Origin of the sequence: Wolbachia endosymbiont (group A) of Chalcis sispes (assembly GCF_964026765.1) — a bacterium.
In the GTDB taxonomy this organism is placed as follows: Bacteria; Pseudomonadota; Alphaproteobacteria; order Rickettsiales; family Anaplasmataceae; genus Wolbachia; species Wolbachia pipientis.
This window is the reverse complement of the sequence record NZ_OZ034697.1, coordinates 714,516-740,353: the sequence shown is the minus strand read 5'-3', so window position 1 is coordinate 740,353 and position 25,838 is coordinate 714,516. Positions and strand designations below refer to the sequence as shown.

Below are 25,838 nucleotides of genomic sequence, written 5' to 3'. Positions count from 1 at the left end.
AAATATAACTTTCTTTGGTTCTAACCTTTGCAAATCAGTATCTATAGCTCGGTAATTTCTCATACGTTGCACTCTGGACCTAGGAGCGTTGTTAATAAATCCACGACAGCTAGACAATCCTTGCTCGTCCACTAAAAGGAAAAGCAGCAAGGAGCGAACCAAAAGCAATAAGAAAGGATCCAAGCCAGATTATAGACATTCCAGGTTTATAGTGCACTTTAGCTGCGATTTTGCTCTTACTCTTATCAATCTCTCCAATTACAACATAAATATCAGAAAGCAAATTGTGGTAGATACTGCTTTCAACATTTTTCTGACCTTCCACAAGGTAAAATCTATATTCAGGGGTCATCTCACCTAATATCTTATTATTCAGCAAATTCCTGATATCCATTGTACCTCTCACTGCATGGAAATTTTTTTCTTTTATTAGCTCAATATTTCGTAAAGTAACTTTAAACTTATTGACTGTTATGCTATCCCCTATTTTTAAGTAATTTTCTTTTTTCTCCTGCCAACCAACCGAATATGCTATACCAAGCACTAGAATTGCCACTCCAGCATGAGCAAGCATCATTGCATAGTAGGATTTAGAAACTTTTTTTGCTAATAAAATTGATTCGCTCTTAAATAAACGAATTCTTTTACTGTATGCTTCTAAAACAAAGATTAATAATGCTATGGAGATAGTAATTGATAGTACAATTATTAGCTCCATGTGAAAGATAAACGGCAAAATAGCTGCAGCACTGCAGAATGAAAATCTATATTCGCGGAATATTGGCAATAGACTATTTCCCTGCCAACTGCAGTATTGCCCGATCATGGTGAGCACTAGAATAGCCAGTGCAATAGGGTTAAATAAGGAATTATAGTATGGTGCTCCAACTGAAATTAATTCACCGGTTAAATATTCGAGCACTGTAGGGTATAAAGTGCCAACGAACACAATGAAAAAGGCAGTGATAAATAATAGATTGTTCATTAACATCATTGTAAAGCGGGAGAAAACAGAGAAGTTTTGCTTTGGTGTGTAATTAGGTCCCTCTATATTTTTTTCCTGGATCCCAGTGCCAAGCACTGGGATGACAGGTGGTGGTGTAAGAGATCTATTCTTTTTTGCAAATGCGATAAATACTACAAGGCTACTGACTGTAATTACACCAAGTAGAGCTAATATATATAGTCCATACCTTGGGTCATCTGCAAACGTGTGCACTGAGGTGAGTATTCCTGAGCGAACTAGAAATGTTCCAGTCACACTCAATATAAAAGTTGTAAGCGTAAGTAAAATAGCAAAGTTCCTTAAAACATTGAAATTCCGTACCACGAGCAACAAATGTGTCAGCGCTACTGCAATTAGCCACGGCATCAAAGAAACGTTTTCCACTGGATCCCAAAACCAAAATCCACCCCACCCAAGTTCGCGATATGCCCACCAGCTACCCAAGCTGATGCCCAAAGTGAGCAGCGACCAAGAAATAAGTACCCAAGGCCTGACAATTTTAGCCCAAACATTTCCTTCAGTATTTAAAATTAATCCAGCTATAGAGAGCGAAAAAGGAACGCTAAACCCAAGGTACCCCAAATATAATATCGGTGGATGAATAGCAAGGCCTATATCTTGCAATATCGGATTAAAACCCAGTCCATCTGTTTCAATGCCTGGCATTTTAGTGAAGGGGCTGGATTCAAGTAAAGTGAACAGTAAAAAACAAAAGCAAATCAAGCCTTGGGTGATCAAGGATACTTTCTTCAATTTACTGCCGTTATCAATAAAAATACCCATCAGAAATAGGTAAAAGGTAAGCACTAAGGTCCAAAGCAACATAGATCCTTCTTTATTTCCCCAAACACCACAAATCTTGTAGATCAAAGGTTTTGTTGTGTGTGAGTGGTAGTATACGTTTTCAAGTGAAAAATCATTTGTAATGTGGCAGTAGATCAAAATAGCCATTGATGTTGATACACAAAAAAATATGGCAGTGGTAATAAACCGACAAGAACTAAGCGGTAAAAACAAATATGTCAAAGACAATAAGCAGGCTAGCAATAGCAATATATTCCCAAGTTCAGGCATAAAAAATTATAGTTTTTATATAAACAATATTACTGATGACAAGTAAGAAGTTAAAGTGTTAATTGACACTTGCTATTGATGCTATAGCTAAAGTGGCTTAGGTTTACCTACAATTTGAAAAACAACAAATTCGTCATTCCGCTACTCGTTAGCGGAATCTATACCGCGAATGAATCGCGGTATGACGTAGGGAAATCTTTCTTGGGTCAGCTATAGCATAATGCTCCCATAGTTAGCTGTCTGGCATTAATTAAAAATTAAATATTAAATCTTTATACTTTTATAGATAGCGTTAATATTGAGGTAACATTGTGGGTACAACTAAGATTAGTAAATTTCCATTTAATATAAAAGGTAAAGTGGCAAAACAACATGCCGAACCAATAATCGAAAAAAATCTCTATACTATTTTGGGATTCAAAGATATAGAAGATTTTGAAAATAAGACAAGTAAGCTTGTTAATAAAAAAGTTTGGCAATCATTTGTTGACTGCTTTGCAAAAGAAATAGATTATGCAGCAACTGAAAAAGTTGTAAAAAACATCGTTTGTAACATTGCAAAGAGTGATCAAGGTAATGCTTTTACCAAAACTGAACATCTGATATTAAATGAAAAGCAAGGTAATAAAAAGAGAGAAAAAGCGATTAGAGAAGCTATTAGTATTTTGAGAAAAATCAATCCAGAAAAAGCCTTTAGTGAACTTTCAGTAATAAAAAAACAAGCTGAAGATTTTTTACAAACCGATTTTTGTAAAGCACAGAGTAAATCACTTCAAGGATTTGCTCCCTCTGGTGGACAGCTCTTTGCGGAAACTCTGAAATATATAGAAACACTAGAAAGATTATCCGAAGTAAAAAAAGAAGGGCTAGTTAGAGATTTCTTGTTAAATCATGTTAGTTTATTGAATAAAAAGTATCCTAAATCACAAGGTAAAAGGGAAGATGCTATAACAATACTATCAAGTGATGAGTTGAAGAATTTTTACAATAAAGGTGTAGAAGAAGGAATATTACAACCAATGGCATCTTACAAAGGATGCAGAAACCTTTATGACAAAATGAACCAGATAAAAAATGAATCCAAAAGTATAATTAAAAGAGAAGAACGGGAAGAAAATTTAAAGAAAATAGATAAGTCGATAATCAGCGCAATTAATGACATAAAAAAACATAGAGAAGCAATCCTTAACTGTAAAGACTTTCAAAGTTCTTACATAAAAGAGAAAAAAGAACATCCATTTAGAGGCAACGCATGTCAAAAAATGATTGATATATATCAAGAGAGAATTGTTGGATATCAGGAGAAAATTCGTCAAAACTTAAACCAAATAAAAGCGATATTAAAAAGTGCGCCGCAAGAAATGGATGATGTGGAAGAATTAGAGGAAATAATCGATGGTATACATGAAGCAAAACAGTTCGATGAAGATTTTGATTCAGCTTTAATTTGTTTATCGAACATGCAGAATGAGCTAGATATTCAACTGGAAAATCCTCCAACAGAGCTAAGAGTTTCACACATTAACGTTAAAACTGAGCTAACTAGGTTATAAGGGCGGGGTTTTTGGGATAATTTTAATTCAAGACAGCTCTTAGTCTGTGTTTTAATTTGGTTGTGTTTTATTAAAAAAACTTTAGATTTATTGCATAATCGATACTCAAATATAATGACACAGACTTGGAATTTGTTACAAACAGGGCAAAAGGAAGGCTATAAAATTGCGTATACTAATGCTCGTATTATCGACCCAGAAACTAAACTTGATATAAAAGGTTCGCTATTGACTGAAGGGGATAAAATTGTTGATTTTGGCGAATCATTATTTTCAACAAGTGGGGTCGATGAAACAATAGACTGTAAAGGGCTTGTTCTAATGCCAGGCCTTATTGACATTCACGTACATTTTCGTGAACCAGGGCAGGAACATAAAGAAACTATATATACAGGTAGCAAATCTGCAGCTGCAGGAGGCGTTACAACTGTAGTTTGTCAGCCAAACACTATTCCAGCAATTGATAGCGTTGTTTTGGCTAAATATTTGAAATATAGAGCACTTGAAACTTCACATGTAAACGTTGAATTTTACGCTAAAATCACCACTTTGGAAGAAAAGTTGACTGAAATGGCACTTTTAAAGGAAGCAGGTGCGGTTGGGTTCACTGATGATGGCATGCCAGTTATGAACCCAATGATTATGAGACAGGCGCTGCTTTATTCAAGTATGCTGGGTGTTCCTATTGCTCAACATGCAGAAGATTTAAATTTATCAGCAGGTGGTGCAATCAACGAAGGTAAAATTTCTGAAGAATTGGGAGTAAAGGGGATCTTAAGTGCGTCAGAATCGGTTATGGTAAGTCGCGATATACTGCTCATGAAAGATATGGAGAATGTGCACTACCATATTTTACATGTCTCTTCAAAAGATTCACTTGATGCTATTAAACGTGCAAAAGATTTGGGATTAAATGTTACGTGCGAAGTAACCCCTCATCACTTCACTTTGACTGAAGATATAGTAAAACAACATGGGGCAATTGCAAAAATGAACCCGCCGCTTCGCACTGAAGAAGATCGTTTAGCTATGGTTGAAGGTTTAAAGACAGGTGTGATTGATTGCATTGCAACTGACCACGCTCCGCATGATCGTAGTTCTAAAGATCTGCCACTTGAAAATGCTGCATTTGGTATTGTTGGCCTTGAAACAATGCTACCCCTTTCACTTGAACTCTATCACAGTGGGCAAATGGGTCTACTTGATGTGCTCGCAAAATTGACATATAAGCCTGCAGATATAATACACATACCACGTGGTCGTATACAAAAAAACCTTGCTGCAGACTTAATTTTAGTTGACCTCAATCATGAATGGGAAATTAAAACTGACAACTTTGCTAGTAAATCAAAAAATTCCCCTTTCGATGGTCGCAAAGTAAAAGGACACGTAGTACGTACTGTTGTGTCCGGCAAAACTGTATACTCACAGAAGAGTTAGTTATCATATCTTATCTATTCCAATTTGTTATCACCAGAATGGGCTAAGTGCACCTAAATTTAAATTAAGAAATCTTACACTGTCTCCGAATAAACACATCCTCTTATCTTTCCCTAATCTGTAAAGTTATTTTGTCTATCAATCTGATTCCAAAACAGCAAAATTATTGTATAATGTTACTTTGAAGTTTTATTTTCAATGCACAAGTTTGCAATACTTTTTTCTATACTGCTTGCAATAGTTGCTTACTACCTAAACAATGAAATCATATTTGAAATAGCAAAGCTATTTAGTGATATCTTTATCAGCTTGCTCAAATTAATAAGCTTACCTCTGGTTTTTTTATCCATAGTTTCCACAATTTCCGGGCTCAAAGACTCAATTGAAATCAAAGTCTTAGTTAAGAAAACACTATTTTATACTCTGCTTACAACTATTATAGCTGCGTTTGTTGCATTATCGTTTTATTTGTTAATAGATCCAGCAAGAAAAAATTTCATAAGTAATACAATAGGGAGTATTAACAGCAATAACCACAGTTATTTTTCATATTTAAAATCACTCATTCCTTCTAATTTTGTGCAAGTTTTTCTTGAAAATAATATGATTGGTAGCATATTAATCGCTTTTTTGATGGGTGGAGCTATTGTTTCACTTTCAAAAGAAAAGCAGGATATATTATATCAAGTATTCTCTGCACTTTTTGATACGCTACTTAAAATTGCTCAAGGGTTATTAAAATTTATTCCGCTTGCTGTTTGGTCTTTTATTACATGTTTTTTGCATGAATTAAAAGGTGGTAGCGAGTTCTACAATCTTTTATGGTATTTTATTTGCATAATGTCTGCAAATTTTGTGCAGGCGTTTCTGATCTTACCGCTACTTATGTGGTATAAAGGCATATCACCAATTCAAACGCTGAAAGGGGTTATGCCGGCACTCACACTTGCGTTTTTTTCTAAATCATCCAGTGCAACATTGCCAACAACTATAGAATGTGTGCAGAACAAGCTAAAGGTGCCAAAGAAATTGTCGTCTTTTATTTTACCAATATGCACAACAATTAATATGAATGCATGTGCTGCATTTATACTAATCACTGTAATGTTTGTTGCAGAAATGAACGGATACGCATTTTCCTTGAGCGAAATGTTGATATGGATTTTTTTAGCTACAGGGGCTGCAATTGGTAACGCTGGAGTGCCTATGGGGTGCTATTTTATGGCAACCAGTTATCTCGTATCGATGAATGTTCCTTTGCATATTATGGGACTGATTTTGCCTATTTATACAATCATCGATATGTTTGAAACTGCAATAAATGTGTGGTCTGATATTTGCATAACTCAGATAATTAATAAAGAATGTAATAGTGAAACTTAAAAAATGATATTAGACGAAAATAACCTAATAATAAAAGAATTTAAAGAAGCAGAAGCAATTTTGCATGGCCACTTCAAGCTGTCGTCAGGGCTGCATAGTGACACATACATACAGTGTGCGAAGATTTTTGAAAATCCAAGCAGAGCCATGAAAGTTTGCGCATTATTAGCAGATAAAATAAAAAAAGAATTAAATAGCTCCATAGATTTAATATTATCTCCTGCAATTGGTGGAATAATTGTGGGTTATGAGATTGGCAGGCAGCTTGGAATAAAGACAATGTTTTGCGAGCGCGTTAATGGCAAGTTTGAATTACGCCGTGGATTTGAAATTAAAAAAGGTGAAAAAATATTACTTATTGAGGATGTGATAACCACAGGTAAATCTTCGCTTGAAGCAGTGGAATGTGCAGAAGGGAAAGGAGGTAAAGTTGTTGCTGAAGCTTCTTTGATAAAGAGAAATAGTGAAACGAAACTGCCTTTTCCTGTCATATCTTTGATTGAACTGAACATCAAAAATTACAGCGAGGAAGAACTTCCAAGTGAATTAAAACAACTACCCATAACAAAACCTGGGAGTAGAGAATATTTAACAAAGTAATCCTATAATATCTTGGAAGCACAGCACAGCTTTAGTTATTTACTCTAAGTGTATTTTATGTATACTTATTACTAAATTAATTTTGAAATGATAGAAAATGAACGAATTTAAATCGATCCGAAATATAGCAATAATCGCACACGTTGACCACGGGAAAACTACTTTACTCGATAACATGTTAAAACAAAGTGGCACGTTTCGTGAGAATCAAGAAGTTCAAGAGCGAGTTATGGATAGTGGCGACCAAGAACGTGAGCGCGGAATTACAATACTTGCAAAGTGCACATCAATAATGTGGAGTGATGAAAAAATCAATATTATTGATACGCCAGGGCACGCAGACTTTGGTGGAGAAGTAGAAAGGGTATTGTGCATGGCAGATGGTGTGTTGCTGCTGGTTGATGCTGCAGAAGGTCCAATGCCACAAACAAAATTTGTGCTCTCAAAAGCACTAAAAGCAAATTTGAAGCCAATTGTGATAATCAATAAGGTCGATCGACCAGACAGCAGAATTGATGAAGTATTAAATGAAATATATGAGTTATTTTTTAACCTTGATGCAACTAATGAGCAGCTAGATTTTCCAGTGTTGTATGCTTCAGGTAGAAATGGCTGGTGTGCTAAGGAGCTTTCTGATGAAAGAAAAGATTTAAGCCCATTATTTTCAACGGTTATAGATTATATAAAACCTTCTGTTTATGATCAAAATGCACCTTTTGCTATGTTGGTCACTCTACTTGAGTCTGATAAGTTTCTTGGCAGAATATTGACAGGAAAGGTTTATCAGGGTGTTGCACAAGTTAATTCAGATCTTAAGGTGCTTGACCTCGATGGCAAAGTAATTGAACGAGGAAGATTAACTAAGTTGCTCTCATTTTCTGGCTTGAAACGCATTCCAGTAGAACAAGCTGTGGCGGGAGACATAATTGCAATTGCAGGACTTGAGGAAGCTTCGGTTTCAGATACTATAGCAGCACCAGAAGTTACAACTGCAGTAAGCTCAACTCCAGTTGATCCGCCAACAATGGCGATTACTCTGAGCGTTAATGATTCACCTTTTGCTGGGCAAGAAGGTACAAAGCTTACTTCAACTGCTATAAAGGATCGTTTATATGCGGAAGCAGAAACAAATGTTGCAATTACTGTGACTTTGGCACCAAGCGGTGAAGCGTTTGAAGTAGGTGGACGTGGTGAGCTACAGCTTGGGGTGTTAATTGAAAATATGAGGAGAGAAGGTTTTGAGCTTTCGGTATCACGCCCTCGAGTGCTATTTAAGGAAGAAGATGGCAAAAAACTTGAACCTATAGAGGAAGTAGTAATTGATGTAGATGATGAATATAGTGGAATCATCATGGAAAAACTCAGCTTCCGAAAAGGTGAAGTGACTGACATGAGACCTTCTGGTAATGGCAGGACAAGATTAACGTTTTTAGTGCCATCAAGAGGATTAATTGGTTATCAAGGAGAGTTTTTAACTGATTCTCGGGGTACGGGCATAATCAACCGTTTATTTCACAGTTATGCTCCACATAGAGGTCCAATTTCTGGAAGGCGCAATGGAGTTTTAATTTCCACTGATAAGGGTGAAGCAGTAGCATACGCAATTTTCAATTTGCAAGATAGGGGAATTATGTTTATTAAGCCACAGGATAAGGTATATTGTGGCATGGTTGTCGGCCAGCATAGCCGTGACAATGATTTGGAGATAAATGTGTTAAAGGGTAAGCAATTAACAAACGTAAGAGCTTCAGGTAGTGATGAAGCTATAAAGCTCACTCCACCAAAGATAATGACACTGGAGGATATGATAGCGTATATAGATGATGATGAATTGGTGGAAGTAACTCCAAAATCTATACGTTTACGCAAGAAATTCCTTGATCCAAATGAACGTAAGCGTGCAGGAAGGGCAAAGAATAAGGAGTAATCAGAGGTTGAACATTTGCGAAAAATAGTGTATAATTATTCGTCTCCTAATTGTATTTAATTATGGCCTTTTCGAAATTTCTCGATCCAAAAAACAATTTCGCGTTCAAGAGAATATTTGGCACTGAGAAAAATAAAGATATTCTCATTCACTTTCTCAATGATATATTGGGCTTCGCTGGCAAAGATGAAATAGAAGAAATAGAATTTCTCAGCACTATCATGGATGCTGAGATTGCCTCTAAAAAACAAAGTATTGTTGATGTTTTCTGTACTGATTCTGCTGGAACCCAGCTAATTATTGAAATGGTGCGACCTGAAAGTCTTCGGTCATATTGTTTAAAAGGAGAGGAATTCCTTCAGAAAGAAACTAAAAGAGTTCTAAAACTTATTAAACCAGATGTTTTGCCATCTGAGTCTACGCATCAGTGCGAATCGGGTAACCGGTTGGTGCCAAGCGATGCGGACAATGAACCTCCTCTTGAAAAAGAAGATGCTCAATCGTGAAAGGAGCATAAACTACAAGCATCATGTGGTTGGAGAGCTAGGCTTAGTGGTATGGTGAACGTAAGTGAAGCTTCATAAGTATCGTAACGATTAAAGAGCTAAAGATGCTGATAAGCTCCGACCAAAAGGTAATGTGACATTTTTCATTTCTGGATGTACGCAAATCACCGGTATAGAGAAGTCACCTAACCCACTGTTGTATGACAGAAGGAACAGGGTAAGCCTGTATTTCCGCCTATATGGCAAGCAAACCGCAAGGAACGCTGATGAAAATGCAGGTAAAGGATAATGGAGAAAGCGAATGCCATTTTGTAACGAAATGTATAGAATTTGTAACATTAATTCGCGTGAAAACGAGCAGATTTCCATTTGGTCCCTCGTGACAAGAAACTTTGTTAACCACTTGAGGTAGAGAAGCAGATGACCTTACCCACAGAAATGATGAAGAAATTAGGGATATTTTTTACAAAAAGGACAATACTAACAAAAGAACTTTATTCTATTTAAAATATAAAGTTACAATAAATTTTCCTGTCATCTCCAAATAAATTACATTAACTTAGTATTGTATATTGTTAATAACTTAAATAATACAACCATTTTCAGCAACAAAAACCAAAGGTCTTGAGATACAAGATATTTGTATGGTTACTATGATAGTTCCTTTTTTAAGAAAGTTTTAAATTTCATACCTAACAATAAACAACTTTAGGTTTAAATTTATGAAATCAGTTGTTATATACATCAGCAAATACGAATTTAACTGGTGTTATGGACTTAAATAAATTTACCGAAAAAGCAAAAAGTCTAATTCAAAGTGCTCAAATGAAAGCGTTGGGAGCTGGGCATCAGATTTTTATGCCTGAGCATTTACTAAAAGTGATGCTTGAAGATGAATCAGGTTTAGTTCAGGATTTGATAAACGCTTGTGGTGGAAGTGTGCAAAGTATTTCTGATGCTGTGGATAGCGCAATAAAAAAGTTGCCAGTAATTGAAGGTCCAGGAAGTGGTGGCCTTCAACTTTCAAGAGAAATAGCAAAAGTTTTTGAAGATTCAATTGGTATTGCAAAGAGAAATAAAGATTCATTTGTTGCTGTTGAGCGTTTACTGCAGGGCCTCACTGCACAAAAAGATGATACTGTAGGCAAAATTCTGGCAGAGAATGGTGTGACTCCACAAAAACTGAACTCAGTTGTTGCAGAAATGAGAAAGGGCAGCAGTGCGGACTCGCCAAACAGTGAGGAAAAATTAAACGCGGCAAAGAAATATACAAAAGATGTTACAGAGCTTGCTATGCAAGGAAAGCTTGATCCTGTAATTGGTCGTGACGAAGAGATCAGAAGAACTATGCAGGTATCACTGAGGCGGACAAAAAATAATCCAGTGCTGATCGGTGAACCTGGTGTTGGAAAAACTGCAATAGTTGAGGGGCTTGCAAATAGAATTGTTGCAAACGATGTACCACTTGGTTTGCATGATGCAAAAGTCTTAGCCTTGGATCTTGGCGCATTAATTGCTGGGACTAAGTTTAGAGGAGAGTTCGAAGAAAGGTTAAAAGCAGTGATTAATGAGCTTTCGAGAGCGGAGGGAAAAATTATATTATTCATCGATGAATTGCACACTTTAGTTGGAGCAGGAGCAACAAGTGGTGCAATGGATGCCTCGAATCTGCTGAAGCCTGCTCTTGCGCGTGGAGAAATTCGCTGTATAGGAGCCACAACTTTAGATGAATATCGTCAGCATATAGAAAAAGATCCTGCGCTTGCAAGGCGTTTCCAGCCTGTGTTTATTTCTCAACCAACTGAAACTGATACCATTTCAATACTCAGGGGTTTGAAGGAAAGATATGAGGTGCATCATGGTATAAGAATTACAGACGGTGCAATAATTGCTGCTGCAACGTTGTCCAATAGATATATAACAGATAGGTTTTTACCTGATAAAGCAATTGATTTGATTGATGAAGCAGCAAGTAGGGTGAGAATTGAAATGGATAGCAAGCCTGAAGTTATTGATGAACTTGAGAGAAAGGTTATACAGCTAAAGATTGAAGCAGAGGCTTTAAAAAAAGAAAGTGATGAAAATTCTAAACAGCGTTTAAAAAAGATAAATGAAGAGATCAAAAATCTAAACAGTAAATTTGCTGACTTGAACAGCAAATGGCAGATGGAAAAGAATAAAATAGCTAGAATACAAGAAACAGCCGAAAAATTAGATAACGCTAGAAAAGAGTTGGAATTAGTTCAGCGTAGTGGGAATTTGGGAAGAGCAGGAGAGCTGATGTATGGTGTGATTCCTCAGCTTGAGAATGAATTAAAAAATCAGGAAAAGGTTACTGATAGTTTCTTAAAGAAAGAAGTGACTGGAGATGATATTGCAAACATTGTTTCAAAGTGGACAGGAATTCCAGTTGATAACATGATGCACAGCGAAAAGGAAAAACTTCTCAACATGGAGAATGAAATAGGAAGAAGAGTAATAGGGCAGAAAGATGCAATAGAAGCGATAAGTAATGCAGTTAGGCGCTCTCGCTCTGGTGTGCAAGATACTAATCGACCTTTTGGTTCATTCTTATTCTTGGGTCCAACCGGAGTTGGAAAAACAGAATTGGCAAAAGCCCTTGCTGAATTTCTGTTTGACGATCAATCAGCGCTTTTGCGTTTTGATATGTCAGAATATATGGAAAAACATTCTGTTTCAAAGTTAATTGGCGCGCCTCCAGGGTATGTTGGCTATGAACAAGGTGGCAGATTAACTGAAGCAGTGAGGAGAAGACCATATCAGGTAATCTTATTTGATGAGATAGAAAAGGCAAATCCAGATATATTTAATCTATTGCTGCAAATCTTGGATGAGGGGAGACTCACTGATAGTCATGGCAAATTGATTGATTTTCGCAATACCATACTGATTTTAACTTCTAATCTTGGTGCTGAGATAATGCTAAAGGGGATTGCTGAGTCTGTAAAAGATGAGGTAATGCAGATAATTAAATCAACATTTCGTCCAGAATTTTTAAACAGACTGGATGAAATTATTATATTTCACAGTTTAACCAGAAATGACATCTATAAAATTATAGATGTTCAATTTTCTTATTTACAAAAAACACTTGCTAAGCGTAAACTGAGTATAAGTTTGTCGCAGGAAGCTAAAGAACTAATAGCACAAACTGGCTATGACCCTGAATATGGAGCAAGGCCCCTAAAAAGGGTGATACAAGAGTGTATTCAAAATAATTTAGCTAAATTAGTTTTATCGGGGGAAGTAGTAGAAAATGATGAACTAATAGTGTACGCTCTTGATAATGAAATCTTAGTTAAAAAGGTTTAAGTTCACTGTGTATTTTTGTTAAAAAAAATGTGTATAGATCATAATGTTGACACTGAGTCTTTATTTAAGTTAGCTGATCAAGAAAATCAGCAAGATAAAGAAAAAATTAAAAAATTTATTAAGTATTTTTATAGTTTTGTTTATAAAAGCGACCTAAAAGCCAATGATAAGTTTTTGCTATATATTGTAAACGATGCTTACAATTTTGTTTCTCAAAAAGAGAAAGATGAAAGTAAGTTAGTAGTAAGTAATATAGATGATATACCAGAAATAGAAGGCGATTTTACCACGATTAAGATAATAAACGATGATATGCCATTTTTGGTTGACTCCGTTATTACAACTATTAAGTCGCACGATTTAACCATATGCTATTACAGCAACAGCATAATTAACATTAAAAGAAAAGATGGCCTAATAGATGAGATTTACCCTTTGGAAGAAAGTAATGGAATAAAAGAGTCAGTTATATATGTAATTATCAAAGGTATAAGTGACAGTTTTGTTGATACATTAAAAGAATCTCTACAAAAAACGCTGAAAGCAGTTAATTGTGTTGTGAAAGATTGGCACTTAATGCTTAAGAAACTTGATGAGGCAAGTCTTTCTGTCATCCCAGTACTTGATACTGGGATCCAGGAAAAGGACACGTGGATTCCAGTGTCACGCACTGGAATGACACCAGACCGAAATCAAGAGCAAAAAGATTTTCTAGTTTGGTTAAAGAATAATAATTTTGTATTTCTAGGTTATCAAGAATATATTGCTGGTAAAGATGAAAAACTCGTCTGTGATGGCAAAAAGGACCTTGGCCTGATGAGAGTAGGTCAAAGTACGTTGATTCCTTCTGCAAACCTTGATTCCCTATACATATTGAGATCAGATCTAATCTCAATAGTCCATCGGCGTACATACATGAATTGTATAGGAGTAAAAGAATTTGATGACCAGGGTAATGTAGTAAAGGAACGGCGTTTTTTCGGGCTATTTACTTCTGTAGCGGAGGTCCAAGATATTCGAACTATTCCAATAATAAAAGATAAAGTTAAAGTTATAGAAAAAAATGCAGGATTTGTAACCGGGGGCCACAACAATAAAGCTTTGATTTCTATTTTGCAAGTGTTCTCTTGTGATGAATTATTCCAATCAAATGAAGACGAATTATTTAAAATTTGCATTTCGATCATGTCTCTTGCGATTAGGCCAAGGGTCAGATTATTTTTAAGAAGAGTCGGGGATTTTATTAGTTGCATAGTGCTGATACCGATGCGTTATGCTAGCGCTAGGCTAATGTTCAAGATACGTGACATATTGAAGGATGAGACAAGTGCAGGAAGTTCAGATATTTATAACAATCACATTATCAATGAATATGATTTGATGAAATTGCATGTAGTGCTAAAGACCAAAAATGCTAGCGTTCTTGATGATGAAGTTTTGCGTATCGAAAACAAATTAAGAAACATTACAGAAAAGTGGGAAGATCGTTTTATAGACAATTTATACAATACTTTTAGCACTGTTGAGGATATATTCATCCGTTATTGCAAGGCATTTCCAATAAGCTATCAAGAGAGTTTCGAACCTCATGACGCATATTACGATATGAAAAAATTGGAGATAGTGAGGAAGAAAGGAGTTAGCGAGGTCGATTTAAGACTTACTCGTGATAATCTTAATTATCAATTAAAGGTTTATACTCCAAACAATGGAGGCCTTGAATTATCGAAGATATTAAGGATCACTAAGAATTTGGGAGCTAAAATTCTATCTCATAATGGCTATTACATAGAAATTAACGGTGGAATATGGATACACCATTTTGTGTTGTCAAGAGTCGATGAATTAATAGACAACATTACTCTAAAAGAGCAATTTGAAATAACACTTGCGAAAGTGTTTAGCAAGGAAATTAAAAATGACTATTTCAATAGTTTGATCATTATTGCTGGGCTCAAGTGGAAGGAAGTGCTTCTGATTAGAGCGCTAAGTGCCTATCTAAAGCAGACGTCATTTAACTACAACCCAGAATATATCCAAAAGGTAGTCTCAGAGTATCCAAAAGTAGTAAAGTATTTGATACAACTATTTCATGCAAGATTTGATCCTAACATAGACATTGATAGAGCAGAAACTACAGACATTGTCAGAGAAAAAATTGAGGAACTTCTAAAAGAGATCAGCAATGTTTCACATGATTACGTTTTGCGCTCGATATTTAACTTGATAATGGCTATTTTAAGGACCAGTTATTATCAAGATAATAAACCCTACTTATCCATAAAATTTGACTCAAGTAAAGTGAATGGTTTGCCTGATCCTCGTCCGTATCGTGAATTATATATTTATTCAAACCTTTTTGAGGGAATACATCTAAGAGGAGGGAAATTAGCCCGTGGTGGCTTAAGGTGGTCGGATAGGACGGAAGATTTTCGCACTGAAGTTTTGGGGCTCATGAAAGCTCAGATGACAAAAAATGCGGTTATTGTCCCTGTTGGCGCAAAGGGTGGGTTTGTAATTAAGCAAGTTTATAAAGACAAAGATACTTTAAGAGAGAAAAGTGTTGAGTGCTATAAGAGTTTTATTAGAGGAATGCTTGATATTACTGATAACGTGGTTGATGGTGAAATAATTCCACCAGAGAATGTGATTAGGTATGATGAAGACGATCCATACTTGGTAGTTGCAGCAGATAAAGGCACTGCTTCATTTTCTGATTATGCCAACCAGATAGCCTCTGAATACAATTTTTGGCTTGGCGATGCATTTGCATCTGGTGGATCAGCAGGTTATGATCACAAAAAAATGGGTATTACAGCCAGAGGTGCATGGATTGCAGCACAGAGGCATTTTTGGAAAATGAATAAGGATATTTACCAGGATACAACTGTTATTGGAATTGGAGATATGGCTGGCGATCTATTTGGAAACGGTATGCTGCTTTCAAAAAATATACATTTAATCGGCGCATTTAACCATATGCATATTTTTGTTGACCCAAACCCTGATGCAGAAAAGAGTTTCACAGAGCGTAAACGTCTCTTTGAGTTACCATTTTCAACTTGGATGGATTATAATAAAGATTTGATTTCTAAGGGTGGAGGAGTATTTGAGCGTAGCAGTAAGCAAGTAAACATTTCTCAAGAAATAAAAAAGTGCTTTGATATAACAGAAGATATGCTACCTCCAAGTGATTTGATTAGATATCTATTGAAAGCAAAAGTGGACTTCATATGGAATGGAGGAATTGGCACGTTTGTTAAGGCAAAGAGTGAAAATCATAGCATGGTCGGTGACAAAGCAAACGATGAGTTAAGAGTGAATGGTAAAGATATTAGAGCTTCTATGTTTATAGAGGGTGGAAATCTTGGTTGTACACAGTTTGGAAGAATAGAATATGCTGAAAAAGGTGGATATATCAATGCAGACTTTGTTGATAATTCAGCCGGAGTGATATGTTCGGACCTTGAAGTTAACATTAAGATTGCATTTGTTTCAGCTATGAAAGCAGGGGGTATTTCTTTAGAAAAAAGGAATGAAATACTGGCAAGTATGGTGGATGAAGTTGCATCCAAGGTGCTTGAGAACCACAACAGAATTGAAACAAAAGCATTACTTCTTGAGTGTTTGCAAGCTAAAGAGAGATTGGAGCAGGACCACAGGTTACTGCTCAGTTTAGAAAAATCTGGGCTGTTAAACCGAAGCGTAGAATTTCTTCCAGCTGACGAAGAGGTAGCAAGGATGTTAACCGGTGCAGAAGGTTTCAGTTCTCCTCAGCTTTCTATTCTAATATCTTATGCTAGAACAGCAATAAAAAATAAAATTATACATTCCGATCTGCCTGAAAAAGACCTTATATCTAATGACTACTTGCTAGGTTATTTTCCTAAAAAGATGTTAACAGAGTTTAAGGATTTCATATTAAAACACCAACTTCGTAGAGAAATTATCTCCACTTGCATTGCAAATGATGTTGTAAATAGGATGGGCTGTATATTTATTAATAATTTAGTTGAGAATACTGGAATTAAGGTACACGAAGCAGTTAACATATATATTGTTGTTAACCACCTATATGATTTAAATAACCTGTGGCAGAAAATTGATGAATTGGATGGAAAAATTGATATTAACTCATACTTGCAAATAGTGAGAAATGTGCAGAAATTTATTGGCAGAGTATCGTTTTGGTTAGTAAAAAATCTTAGCTTTGTAGAATTGGATGATGTTACAAAATTTAAAGATGCAATTGAAACTTTAGGCCATGATGTTTTAGATGAACACCTGTTAAAGGTCTATAATCATGGATACACTTCTTTAGTGGAACTTAATATAGATAAAGATCTAGCAAAAAAAATTGCTGACCTGTGCGTTCTTACTTATGCACTGGATATTATATCTGTTGCTGAACAGACATCTTTGTCCATTCTTGATGCTGGTAAAATATACTTTGAGTTAAAGTCGCTGTTAAGATTCGATCTGATTAGGACAATTGCCATCAAGATGAAAAGCCGCTCTTCTTATTGGGATCGCAGCTTAGTTAATGATTTATTGGACGATTTAAGCAATTACCATCACAAGCTAGCTGTTAAAGTCATAAAAGCTACTGATAACCCCGAAGATAAGGTTCAAACCTGGGCTTGTAATGATAAGGACTACATAGAACGTTATAATAGTTTTTTAGATGAGATGGTTGCTTCTAAACTTGATTTAAGCAAATTAATATTTATAATCAGAAGGATTAAAGTACTTGCTTCATAGGAAAATGTTCAATATAGGTCTTTCAGAAATTTTAGTTGTAGCTTTAGTGAGCATAATTGTTCTTGATAAAAATAAGGTACCTGTATTTATTGATTTTATTAAGACTATATATAGGTATTTTACAATTGTAAAGTTAAAAGCCAAAAGGTTATTGAAGGATGCCGGAATTGAAGACTTATATAAAGAGTGTAATACTGAGAAAGTAAATTACATAGTTGGTAAAAATGGTAAGCTTTATCCTACTTATGATATAGATAATACATCTAAAGATAATGACAGCGAAGATTCTGGTAGTAGATGATGTACTATCTAATGTCAAGCTTTTAGAAGCTCGACTAAAAGCAGAGTACTATACGGTTATCGTAGCTCATGATGGTGAAGAAGCTATAGATTTAGTAGCAAAGCAACAGCCTGATATTATATTACTTGATATCATGATGCCAAAGATGAATGGCTTTCAAGTTTGTAAGGAGCTAAAGAGTGATCCCTTGACAACCCATATTCCAATAATTATGGTAACTGCACTGCATGACACTCATGATAGAGTGCAAGGTATTAATGCTGGCGCGGATGATTTTCTGACTAAACCAATAAACGAAACTGCTTTATCTGCACGAATTAAGTCTCTCACGCGCTTAAAAATGATTATAGATGAATTGCGTTTAAGAGGAGAAACCAACGCTGAGATTGGTGGAGTCGCAGGAAACAGTATTATGGATTATTCTAATCAGATTTTTGATGCTAACATACTTGTTGTAGATGAGGACGTCTTTCAGGCAGAGCAAATATATAATGTACTAAAGCAACGCTTTAGGTCAATTAAAATACTGAGTGATCCAATAGAGGCATTAAAGGTTGGTATTAAGGATAATTACGACTTGATCATTTCTGATATGCAGTTTTCAAAAACTGACGGCTTGCGTTTGTGTTCTGGGTTTCGTAGTAAGGTGGAAACACGTTATACACCAATTCTAATTCTTTCTGAGGATTATGATAAAAACAATTTAGTAAAAGCACTTGATGTAGGTGCTAATGATTATTTAACAGTACCTTTGGATGAGGGTGAGCTAATAGCAAGGGTTAATTCGCAAGTAAAACGCAAAAGATATCAAGATGCCTTGAGAATGAATTTATTTAATAATGCGGAAATGTCTATAAAGGACCCATTAACTAACTGTTATAATAGAAGATATTTTGATGCACACTTAAGAAACATTGTTAAGGACTCTGTGGAAAAGGATAGAAGGTTGTCTCTTATGATACTTGATATAGACTATTTTAAGATAGTGAATGACAGTTTTGGGCATAGTGCTGGAGATGAACTTTTAAAGCAAATACAGAAAAGAATTTCTGAAAATATCAGAGTGACAGATTTACTAGCTAGGTTTGGTGGTGAGGAGTTTGTTGTTGTAATGCCAGATACCAATGTATCAGATGCGTATACTATTGCGGAGAGAATACGAAAAATTATTGCTAAAGAACCTTTTGTACTTGCGGATAAAAATACAACCCATAATGTAACTGTGAGCATTGGAATTGCAGAAATGCAAGGATCTGACTTTGATGATATTAAAAAATTTATAGTACGTGCCGACAAATATTTATATAAAGCAAAAAACAGTGGTAGAAATAGAGTGGTTACTGGCTATAGCTAAAGTGGCTTAAGTTTACCGACAACCGTCATTCCGCTACTAGTTAGCGGAATCTATGCTGAGATACCGCGAATGAATCGCGGTATGACGGTTCGCGGCAGCATGACGATAAGGTTTATACCTTGTCATTCCAGTGCTTGACACTGGAATCCAGTTTTCCATATAATCTCATCGAAAACGTTGTAACCACTTTCCATGCTAGTTTGCTTGTTCACAAGCAAACTTTTCTGGATCCCAGTGGGCTTTGTTGCATCGCTACTTATGAAAGGCTAACTATAATTAGGATTATAAGCAACCTATTGAAAATCTTGTTTTTTTGCAATCAATCTGATCAAATTTAAGAATAGTAATTTATTATTTATATTAATAAATTTAATTCTATTGAAAATAGCTAAAGCATTGAAATTCTTGAATTTTAGCCAGATTAGTGAGTGGTAGTGAAATTTCTTTTACTCAAATTTAGGTATTCACTGACCGTTCTTGTTATAAATACCAGAATAATAAGCTACTGATATTCCCTATCTTTTTTATCTTTAATCCATCATAGCTAGCGATGCAACAAAGCCATCCCAGTGTCTGGGCACTGGGATGACATCATAGGGGCGCTGGGATGACACCCTGACAACCGTCGTCCCGCTGCTTGTTAGCTGGATCTATGCTAAGAGATACCGTGAATAAATCACGGTATGACGGTTCGCGGTGGCATGACGATAAGTTCGTCATCCCGCTACTTGTTAGCTGGATCTATGCTAAGAGATACCGCGAATGAATCGCGGTATGACGTAGGACTGCTAAGAACCTGTTTAAAATCTCGGAGAGATGAGGTAAAATAGTGGTAGATTAAGAATGAGGTATATCTATGCGTAAAAATTATCCAAGTGATATAAGTCGAGAGCAATTTGAAAAAATCAGACCAATACTAGAGAGTAGCAGGAAGAAAACGAGACCAAGAAAACTTGATTTGTATGATGTATTTCGTACAGTGTTATACGTCCTAAAAAGTGGTTGCCAGTGGAGAATGTTGCCAAAAGATTTTCCAAGGTGGGAAAGCGTATATTACTATTTTCAAATGTGGAATAAAAAGAATGGAGAAGAACCAAGTTTGTTGGAATTAGTTTTAAAAAAAATTGGTTGGAGAGATCCGTATCAACAATGGTCGGAAAGAGAAAACTAGCTTCTGTATAATTGATGCTCAAAGTGTTAAAAACACAGATACTGCTGAAAAAAAGGGCTATGATGCAGGTAAAAAGATTTCAGGCATAAAGCGTCATATTGCAGTTGATACTCAAGGTCTACCACATGCAATTTATGTAACAACAGCAGAAGTAACTGATCGTAGTAGCGCTGTAAGAATGGTTGAAAATGCTAAAGATACCCTTTCTGAAGTCAAAAATATATTGGTTGATGCAGGCTACACAGGAAAAATTTTTGCAACCCAAATAAAAGATATTATTGGTGCAACTGTTGAGGTAATAAAGCGCAGTGAATTACATTCTTTTGTTGTATTGCCAAAGAGATGGGTTGTTGAGCGTTCTTTTGCTTGGTTAGAAAAGTGTAGACGGCTATGGAAAAATTGCGAACGTAAACTCAATACCAGCTTGCAAATGATTGTCCTTTCCTTCATTTCTCTCCTATTACGAAGATTTTAAACAGGTTCTAAGATTAAAGCGACAACATGAGGTTTCTCAGCTCTGGAAATTTCACGTTTAACTGCAAAAATAGATACTTATTTAAAAAATATCCTGTGACTTTCAGTCCTAACTGAAATTCTTGGAATGAGTAGCTGTTTTGTAGGGTATTATTGTATACATCATGCAACATTTGTGGAAAAGGTAGGAGTTTATCTGCATAATAATCTCCTACTTTTTTTGACACTGCTCTACCAGTTTTTGGAGAAATAAATTGCAGATTTTCCTTAACACCTGTTACAGCGCATTTGGATAAGTCTAACTTGAATCCCAATTGCGTAAGAAGCAGAAGCTCTAAGTTAAGATAATGGCTTTGCCAAGACTGATTGTTGTGTTTAATTACATCGATGAAATATCGAAAATTGTCATACAGCATGGCACAGGGTTCACTTTCTGGAAGCACTTTTTCTAAAATAGAGGAGAAAGAAACAATAGTAATGCTTTTTAACCTATCTTGAAAGAAATGATGGAATGGAGATTCGATTAATTCGCACTTAAAAAAACCTAGATTTTCAGGTAACTTAGCACTCCATTCTGCATGTAATAGATTACTTATCTGAAACTTATAATTGCTATTGTTTGTTAGCTTAGTTAATCCCCTGCGCTTTCCATGATTTTTTGTAAACAGAGAAAGAATTAAGTTTTTATCGCCGTATTTTTTAGCAGCTATAATGATGCCTTCATCTTTCCATCTCATTTAGAGTGTATTGACCGTATGATATATAGGATAGTGCACCTAGAGCGTGTAATCCATAAAAATCACTTACTCCGTTACTGTTTGCTTCCAAAGTTTCAAGGCTATGAGAGAGTAAGTTATTGGCTGCCACTCTTCTTCCTGAGCCTGATGCATTTCATACTGAGCTTTTGGTTTGCTAAATAATTGTTTGAATGATTTTAGTAACATTACTTTTCCTCGTCTGAAATTTTGGATAATTCAGCTTCTAATTCTTCTATCGTCGGTAAAGCTGTTTTTATGTTCTCTGGTAGATTTTCAGTTATTCGATATTCTGCTAGCCCTATTGGCTTGTTCATGTCTCGGAGTGTATATTTAGCAAGTACATCGTCTTTAGATTTACATAAGATTAACCCTATAGAAGGTTGATCTGTCGAGTGCTTCAGTAAATCATCAACTGCAGAAAGATAAAAATTCATTTTACCAGCATATTCCGGCTTAAAATCCTTATCTTTTAGTTCAATCACTACGAAGCAACGTAACTTTAAATGATAGAATAATAAATCAATATAAAAGTCTTTATTACCAACATCTAAATGAAATTGTCTACCAACAAATGCAAATCCTTCACCGAGTTCTAACAGAAATTTTTCCATATGCCCTACGAGTCCTTTTTCTACTTCTCTTTCATGAGCATCCTTACCTATACTTAAAAAATCAAAAATATACGGATCTTTTAATGTGTAATGTGCTAGATCGGATTGTGGAGATGGTAATTTTTCTTTAAAATTAGTTATTGCTTTTCCTTGACGTTTATGTAGTCCAAGTTCTATCTGCATCACCATAATGTTACGTATGTTCAATAGCTTTTTTTACATAAAATAATCTTATTTCATGACTTTCTATTTTTTCCAAAAGAGTGATATTGTGATACCAAGTTAATTGTGCAAGAGGCTCCTGCACAAATTCAACATCAGGATATTCTTCGGCAAACTTACGCATATACTTCAGATTTCTCATGCTAAAGCCTTTCATTTCTGGAAATGTACTTCTCAAATCCTTACTTAATTGATCAATTACCTTAGCTCCCCAGGTATGTTCTTTTTGGCGTTTTAGGATCTCTGTACCAATATGGTGGTAAAGCAAAATAAGCTTACTATTTACTGCAAGTGCTGCTTTATAACGGTTTGTTGCAATATGATCCTTCAATTGCTCTAAAAATTCTGTATATTCTTTTGCTATAATTTTTGTCATACGGTTCCTTTTAATCCATTATACAATTCCTTTGTCTGTCGAGAAGACAATCTTTCGCTTGCCTTCAGCTTTGAAGGGATTCCTTATTGACTTCAAACTCGTCCATCAACTAAAATATATTGACTTTACGTGCAATATTAGCTTTAAACCAGTAAAACAAGCTGCTTAACATATGCGTTTTTTCTATTCGAATTATATTCTTTTTTTGTCTTTATGTTGTTTTTTGCTTTTTTCGTTATCTTCAACAAAAGCCCAAACGAATGATACGTTAGCTGTTCCTATACCACAAAGGAAAAAAGAAATAGTTGAGCACACTGTTGTAGCACAACCGAGGCAAATTATCGAAATGCAAGAAGAAGTCATTATTAACGAGGGTAAAGAATTCATTCCAATTCCAAAAAGAAAAAAAAGTGTAGAGAAAAAACTAAGAAGGGATGTTAGAGGGGCAAAAAATGAAATAGGAAACGAAAAAAGCGTTGAGAGCAAAAAGGATGAATTAGTTGTAACAGAAATTATTAACTCTATAAGAGAAAAGCTCACAAAATGCTGGAGCATTCCTGAAAGCATAGCTTACAAAGAAAATTTTAATATAAAAATTAACTTATTGTTATCCAGTCAAGGCGAGATAATTATGGCGGATGTAGCAGACAGTGATTCCTATCGAAATAATCCACTTTTCAGGTCGATAGCAGATAATGCAATGCGTGCAGTATATAAATGTAGCCCATTGACCGGCTTGCCTACTCAGCACCACCACATTTGGCGTGAAGTAACACTAGATTTTATTCTATAGCTAAAGTAATTCTATAATTTAATAAGCCCACTGTATCCGTTCAGGATAGCAGCAAGGTAGTATAACCATAGAGTAAAAGTGAGTTTACAACAAATGGTGTCATCCCAGTGCTTGACACTGGGATGGCTTTGTTGCATCGCTACTTATGAAAGGCTAACTATAATTAGGATTATAAGCAACCTATTGAAAATCTTGTTTTTTTGCAATCAATCTGATCAAATTTAAGAATAGTAATTTATTATTTATATTAATAAATTTAATTCTATTGAAAATAGCTAAAGCATTGAAATTCTTGAATTTTAGCCAGATTAGTGAGTGGTAGTGAAATTTCTTTTACTCAAATTTAGGTATTCACTGACCGTTCTTGTTATAAATACCAGAATAATAAGCTACTGATATTCGCTATCTTTTTTATCTTTAATCCATCATAGCTAGCGATGCAACAAAGCCCACTGGGATCCAGTTTTCTTTACAAATTCACCAAAAGTGCTTCATTCTATAACGCAAAACCCATACTTACCAAACCCAATGCATTACTTGCAATTAAGTTTCCTGGATCCAAGTAGTCTGGGCACTGCCGTCATAAAGGAACTAGTGTCAGCTACTTTCATGACACCCTTCTGGTAGGCCCAAATCGCAATGTTCGTACAGTTATGGAATGAACCGCGGTATGACGTAGGAAGATCTGAGCAAACTTTCAATCAGAAACAGCCAAAGATCTCTCTAAGATGTCAGTTTCTTTTGTATCTTCAACTTTACCGTCCTGGTCGAATGAAATTTGCAGAGACTTACTACTATACTTCCTTTTTCCTAAAAAATTGGCTTGTTTAATTTTATATGAGACATAGTACCAAACATTGTCATCGAACTTTGATACTAATGTTGGTGATCCTAAAGTGTGAACCACTTTTTCTTTATCGTCACCTACTTTTATCTTGCTCCACAATTCAACACTAATGCCAGGAGCTCCGTGATTGTGAATAGTGTGAGTGCAGCTCACTGTAAATAATAAAATAAAAGATATTAATACTCGCATTTCTGTTGATAAATTACTTGAAGCTATAATACACTAATAAATTATCTGCCGTCAAATTTCAAAAAAGTTAAATTGACTGATTCTCAATATCACTTAATATAATATTTACTTTAGAAAATAATAGGTGTCTTATGTCATTGTTAGAAGCAGATCCAATATACAAACCTTTTAATTACCCTTGGGCGTATGATGCGTGGCTGCAGCAACAAAGAATCCATTGGATACCTGAGGAAGTTCCGCTTGCTGATGACGTAAAGGATTGGAAAACTAAACTTTCAAGTGTAGAAAAAAATCTACTAACCCAGATCTTTAGATTTTTTACTCAGGCAGACATTGAAGTAAATAACTGCTACATGAGGCATTATTCAAATATATTTAAGCCAACGGAAATATGCATGATGCTTGCAAGCTTTTCCAATATGGAAACTATACACATTGCAGCTTATTCTTATCTTTTAGACACAATTGGCATGCCAGAAAGCGAGTATCAAGCATTCTTAAAGTATGATGCTATGAGAAAGAAGTATGAATACATGTTAGAATTCGAGGAAAGCAAAAAACACGATAAAAAACATGTAGCTAAAACTCTAGCGGTGTTTGGTGCATTTACCGAGGGGTTGCAGTTATTCGCATCATTTGCAATTTTGCTCAATTTTCAACGCTTTGGAAAAATGAAAGGCATGGGACAAATAATTGCCTGGTCAGCCCGTGATGAAACTTTGCACACCAATTCAATTATCATGTTATTTAATACATTTATTAAAGAGAATAATGAAATTTGGGACAACGAGTTTAAAGAGGAATTATATTCTGCATGTCGCACCATCGTTGAACTTGAGGACGAATTCATAAAGCTTGCCTTTGATTTAGGAGATGTTGAAGGACTATCCGCAGAAGAAGTGCGCAATTACATACGCTACGTAGCAAACAGACGGTTAATGCAATTAGGTCTTGAGTCCATATATGATGTCAATGATAATCCTATTCCGTGGCTTGATGAAATACTAAATGGCGTTGAACATACGAATTTCTTTGAAAATAGAGTAACAGAGTATAGCCGCGCAGCAACTCAAGGCACGTGGGAAGAAGCTTTTACTGAAAATGACACGAATAATAAGTGAATGCTAATTTCACTCTTTTTTGTCATTCCACTTTCATT

At 35.4% G+C, this 25,838-nt stretch carries 17 protein-coding genes and 2 pseudogenes; 14 read left to right on the top strand and 5 right to left on the bottom strand.

Translation table 11 applies throughout. From position 1 onward, the window contains the following. Positions 1-109 precede the first annotated feature (109 nt). Positions 110-1,957 carry a heme lyase CcmF/NrfE family subunit gene (locus AAGD72_RS03720; protein WP_341814605.1) on the bottom strand — a complete coding sequence of 616 codons (1,848 nt, stop codon included), beginning with the start codon at positions 1,955-1,957 and terminating at the stop codon, positions 110-112. 22 nt (positions 1,958-1,979) lie between these two features. Here AAGD72_RS03720 and AAGD72_RS03715 point away from each other — a divergent pair, with 22 nt between their 5' ends. The 12 genes and pseudogenes from AAGD72_RS03715 to AAGD72_RS03660 all read left to right on the top strand — a co-directional run bounded on the left by AAGD72_RS03715 (position 1,980) and on the right by AAGD72_RS03660 (position 20,884). Then, a complete protein-coding gene (locus tag AAGD72_RS03715) occupies positions 1,980-2,126 on the top strand; it encodes a hypothetical protein (RefSeq protein WP_238514247.1) in 147 nt (48 codons plus the stop codon). A 265-nt stretch (positions 2,127-2,391) separates the two neighbouring features. Further along, a complete protein-coding gene (locus tag AAGD72_RS03710; protein WP_341814604.1) occupies positions 2,392-3,633 on the top strand; it encodes a hypothetical protein in 1,242 nt (413 codons plus the stop codon). Between the two features lie 114 nt (positions 3,634-3,747). Further along, the gene (locus tag AAGD72_RS03705; RefSeq protein ID WP_341814603.1) at positions 3,748-5,073 is read left to right on the top strand and encodes a dihydroorotase; all 1,326 of its coding nucleotides are present in this window, start codon (positions 3,748-3,750) and stop codon (positions 5,071-5,073) included. Between the two features lie 198 nt (positions 5,074-5,271). After that, positions 5,272-6,456, top strand: a complete 1,185-nt coding sequence (locus AAGD72_RS03700; RefSeq protein WP_341814602.1) for a dicarboxylate/amino acid:cation symporter — start codon at positions 5,272-5,274, stop codon at positions 6,454-6,456. Between the two features lie 3 nt (positions 6,457-6,459). Then, complete coding sequence (gene pyrE / locus AAGD72_RS03695) at positions 6,460-7,056, top strand: orotate phosphoribosyltransferase (RefSeq protein WP_341814601.1); 597 nt, start codon at positions 6,460-6,462, stop codon at positions 7,054-7,056. A gap of 97 nt (positions 7,057-7,153) precedes the next feature. Beyond that, on the top strand, positions 7,154-8,983 hold the full coding sequence (gene typA / locus AAGD72_RS03690) for a translational GTPase TypA (protein ID WP_341814600.1): 1,830 nt from the start codon (positions 7,154-7,156) through the stop codon (positions 8,981-8,983). Positions 8,984-9,045: 62 nt separating this feature from the next. Beyond that, positions 9,046-9,291, top strand: a pseudogene (locus AAGD72_RS03685) (PD-(D/E)XK nuclease family transposase); the annotation flags it as partial. Positions 9,292-10,260: 969 nt separating this feature from the next. Continuing rightward, positions 10,261-12,822 (top strand): ATP-dependent chaperone ClpB, encoded by a 2,562-nt coding sequence (gene clpB, locus AAGD72_RS03680; protein WP_341814599.1) that lies wholly within the window; start codon positions 10,261-10,263, stop codon positions 12,820-12,822. A 27-nt stretch (positions 12,823-12,849) separates the two neighbouring features. Then, on the top strand, positions 12,850-17,583 hold the full coding sequence (locus tag AAGD72_RS03675; protein WP_341815123.1) for an NAD-glutamate dehydrogenase: 4,734 nt from the start codon (positions 12,850-12,852) through the stop codon (positions 17,581-17,583). Positions 17,584-17,587: 4 nt separating this feature from the next. Then, positions 17,588-17,884, top strand: coding sequence for a hypothetical protein (locus AAGD72_RS03670; protein WP_213862879.1), 297 nt, complete (start codon positions 17,588-17,590; stop codon positions 17,882-17,884). Then, positions 17,856-19,238, top strand: coding sequence for a PleD family two-component system response regulator (locus AAGD72_RS03665; RefSeq protein ID WP_341814598.1), 1,383 nt, complete (start codon positions 17,856-17,858; stop codon positions 19,236-19,238). The genes AAGD72_RS03670 and AAGD72_RS03665 overlap by 29 nt, the downstream gene beginning before the upstream one ends. 856 nt (positions 19,239-20,094) lie before the next feature. After that, positions 20,095-20,884, top strand: a protein-coding gene (locus AAGD72_RS03660; RefSeq protein ID WP_341814578.1) for an IS5 family transposase whose coding sequence is annotated in 2 segments (ribosomal slippage) — positions 20,095-20,355 and positions 20,357-20,884 — 789 coding nt in all. Because the reading frame shifts where the segments join, the coding sequence is not laid out codon by codon here. Positions 20,885-20,897: 13 nt separating this feature from the next. Here the strand turns inward: AAGD72_RS03660 and recO are convergent. From recO to AAGD72_RS06395, 3 genes and pseudogenes are all read right to left on the bottom strand, one after another. Then, the gene (gene recO / locus AAGD72_RS03655; RefSeq protein ID WP_065094880.1) at positions 20,898-21,620 is read right to left on the bottom strand and encodes a DNA repair protein RecO; all 723 of its coding nucleotides are present in this window, start codon (positions 21,618-21,620) and stop codon (positions 20,898-20,900) included. Continuing rightward, positions 21,604-21,750, bottom strand: a complete 147-nt coding sequence (locus tag AAGD72_RS03650) for a hypothetical protein (RefSeq protein WP_007548499.1) — start codon at positions 21,748-21,750, stop codon at positions 21,604-21,606. Before AAGD72_RS03650 ends, recO begins: the two co-directional genes overlap by 17 nt. Before the next feature lie 76 nt (positions 21,751-21,826). Further along, positions 21,827-22,850: pseudogene (locus AAGD72_RS06395) on the bottom strand (PDDEXK nuclease domain-containing protein). Between the two features lie 172 nt (positions 22,851-23,022). Here AAGD72_RS06395 and AAGD72_RS03635 point away from each other — a divergent pair. Next, positions 23,023-23,643, top strand: coding sequence for a hypothetical protein (locus AAGD72_RS03635; RefSeq protein ID WP_006280120.1), 621 nt, complete (start codon positions 23,023-23,025; stop codon positions 23,641-23,643). A gap of 697 nt (positions 23,644-24,340) precedes the next feature. Here AAGD72_RS03635 and AAGD72_RS03630 read toward each other — a convergent pair. Continuing rightward, the gene (locus AAGD72_RS03630) at positions 24,341-24,679 is read right to left on the bottom strand and encodes an outer membrane protein assembly factor BamE (protein WP_006279908.1); all 339 of its coding nucleotides are present in this window, start codon (positions 24,677-24,679) and stop codon (positions 24,341-24,343) included. A gap of 131 nt (positions 24,680-24,810) precedes the next feature. Here AAGD72_RS03630 and AAGD72_RS03625 point away from each other — a divergent pair, with 131 nt between their 5' ends. Further along, on the top strand, positions 24,811-25,800 hold the full coding sequence (locus tag AAGD72_RS03625) for a ribonucleotide-diphosphate reductase subunit beta (RefSeq protein ID WP_006280119.1): 990 nt from the start codon (positions 24,811-24,813) through the stop codon (positions 25,798-25,800). The last annotated feature ends 38 nt before the right edge of the window (positions 25,801-25,838 follow it).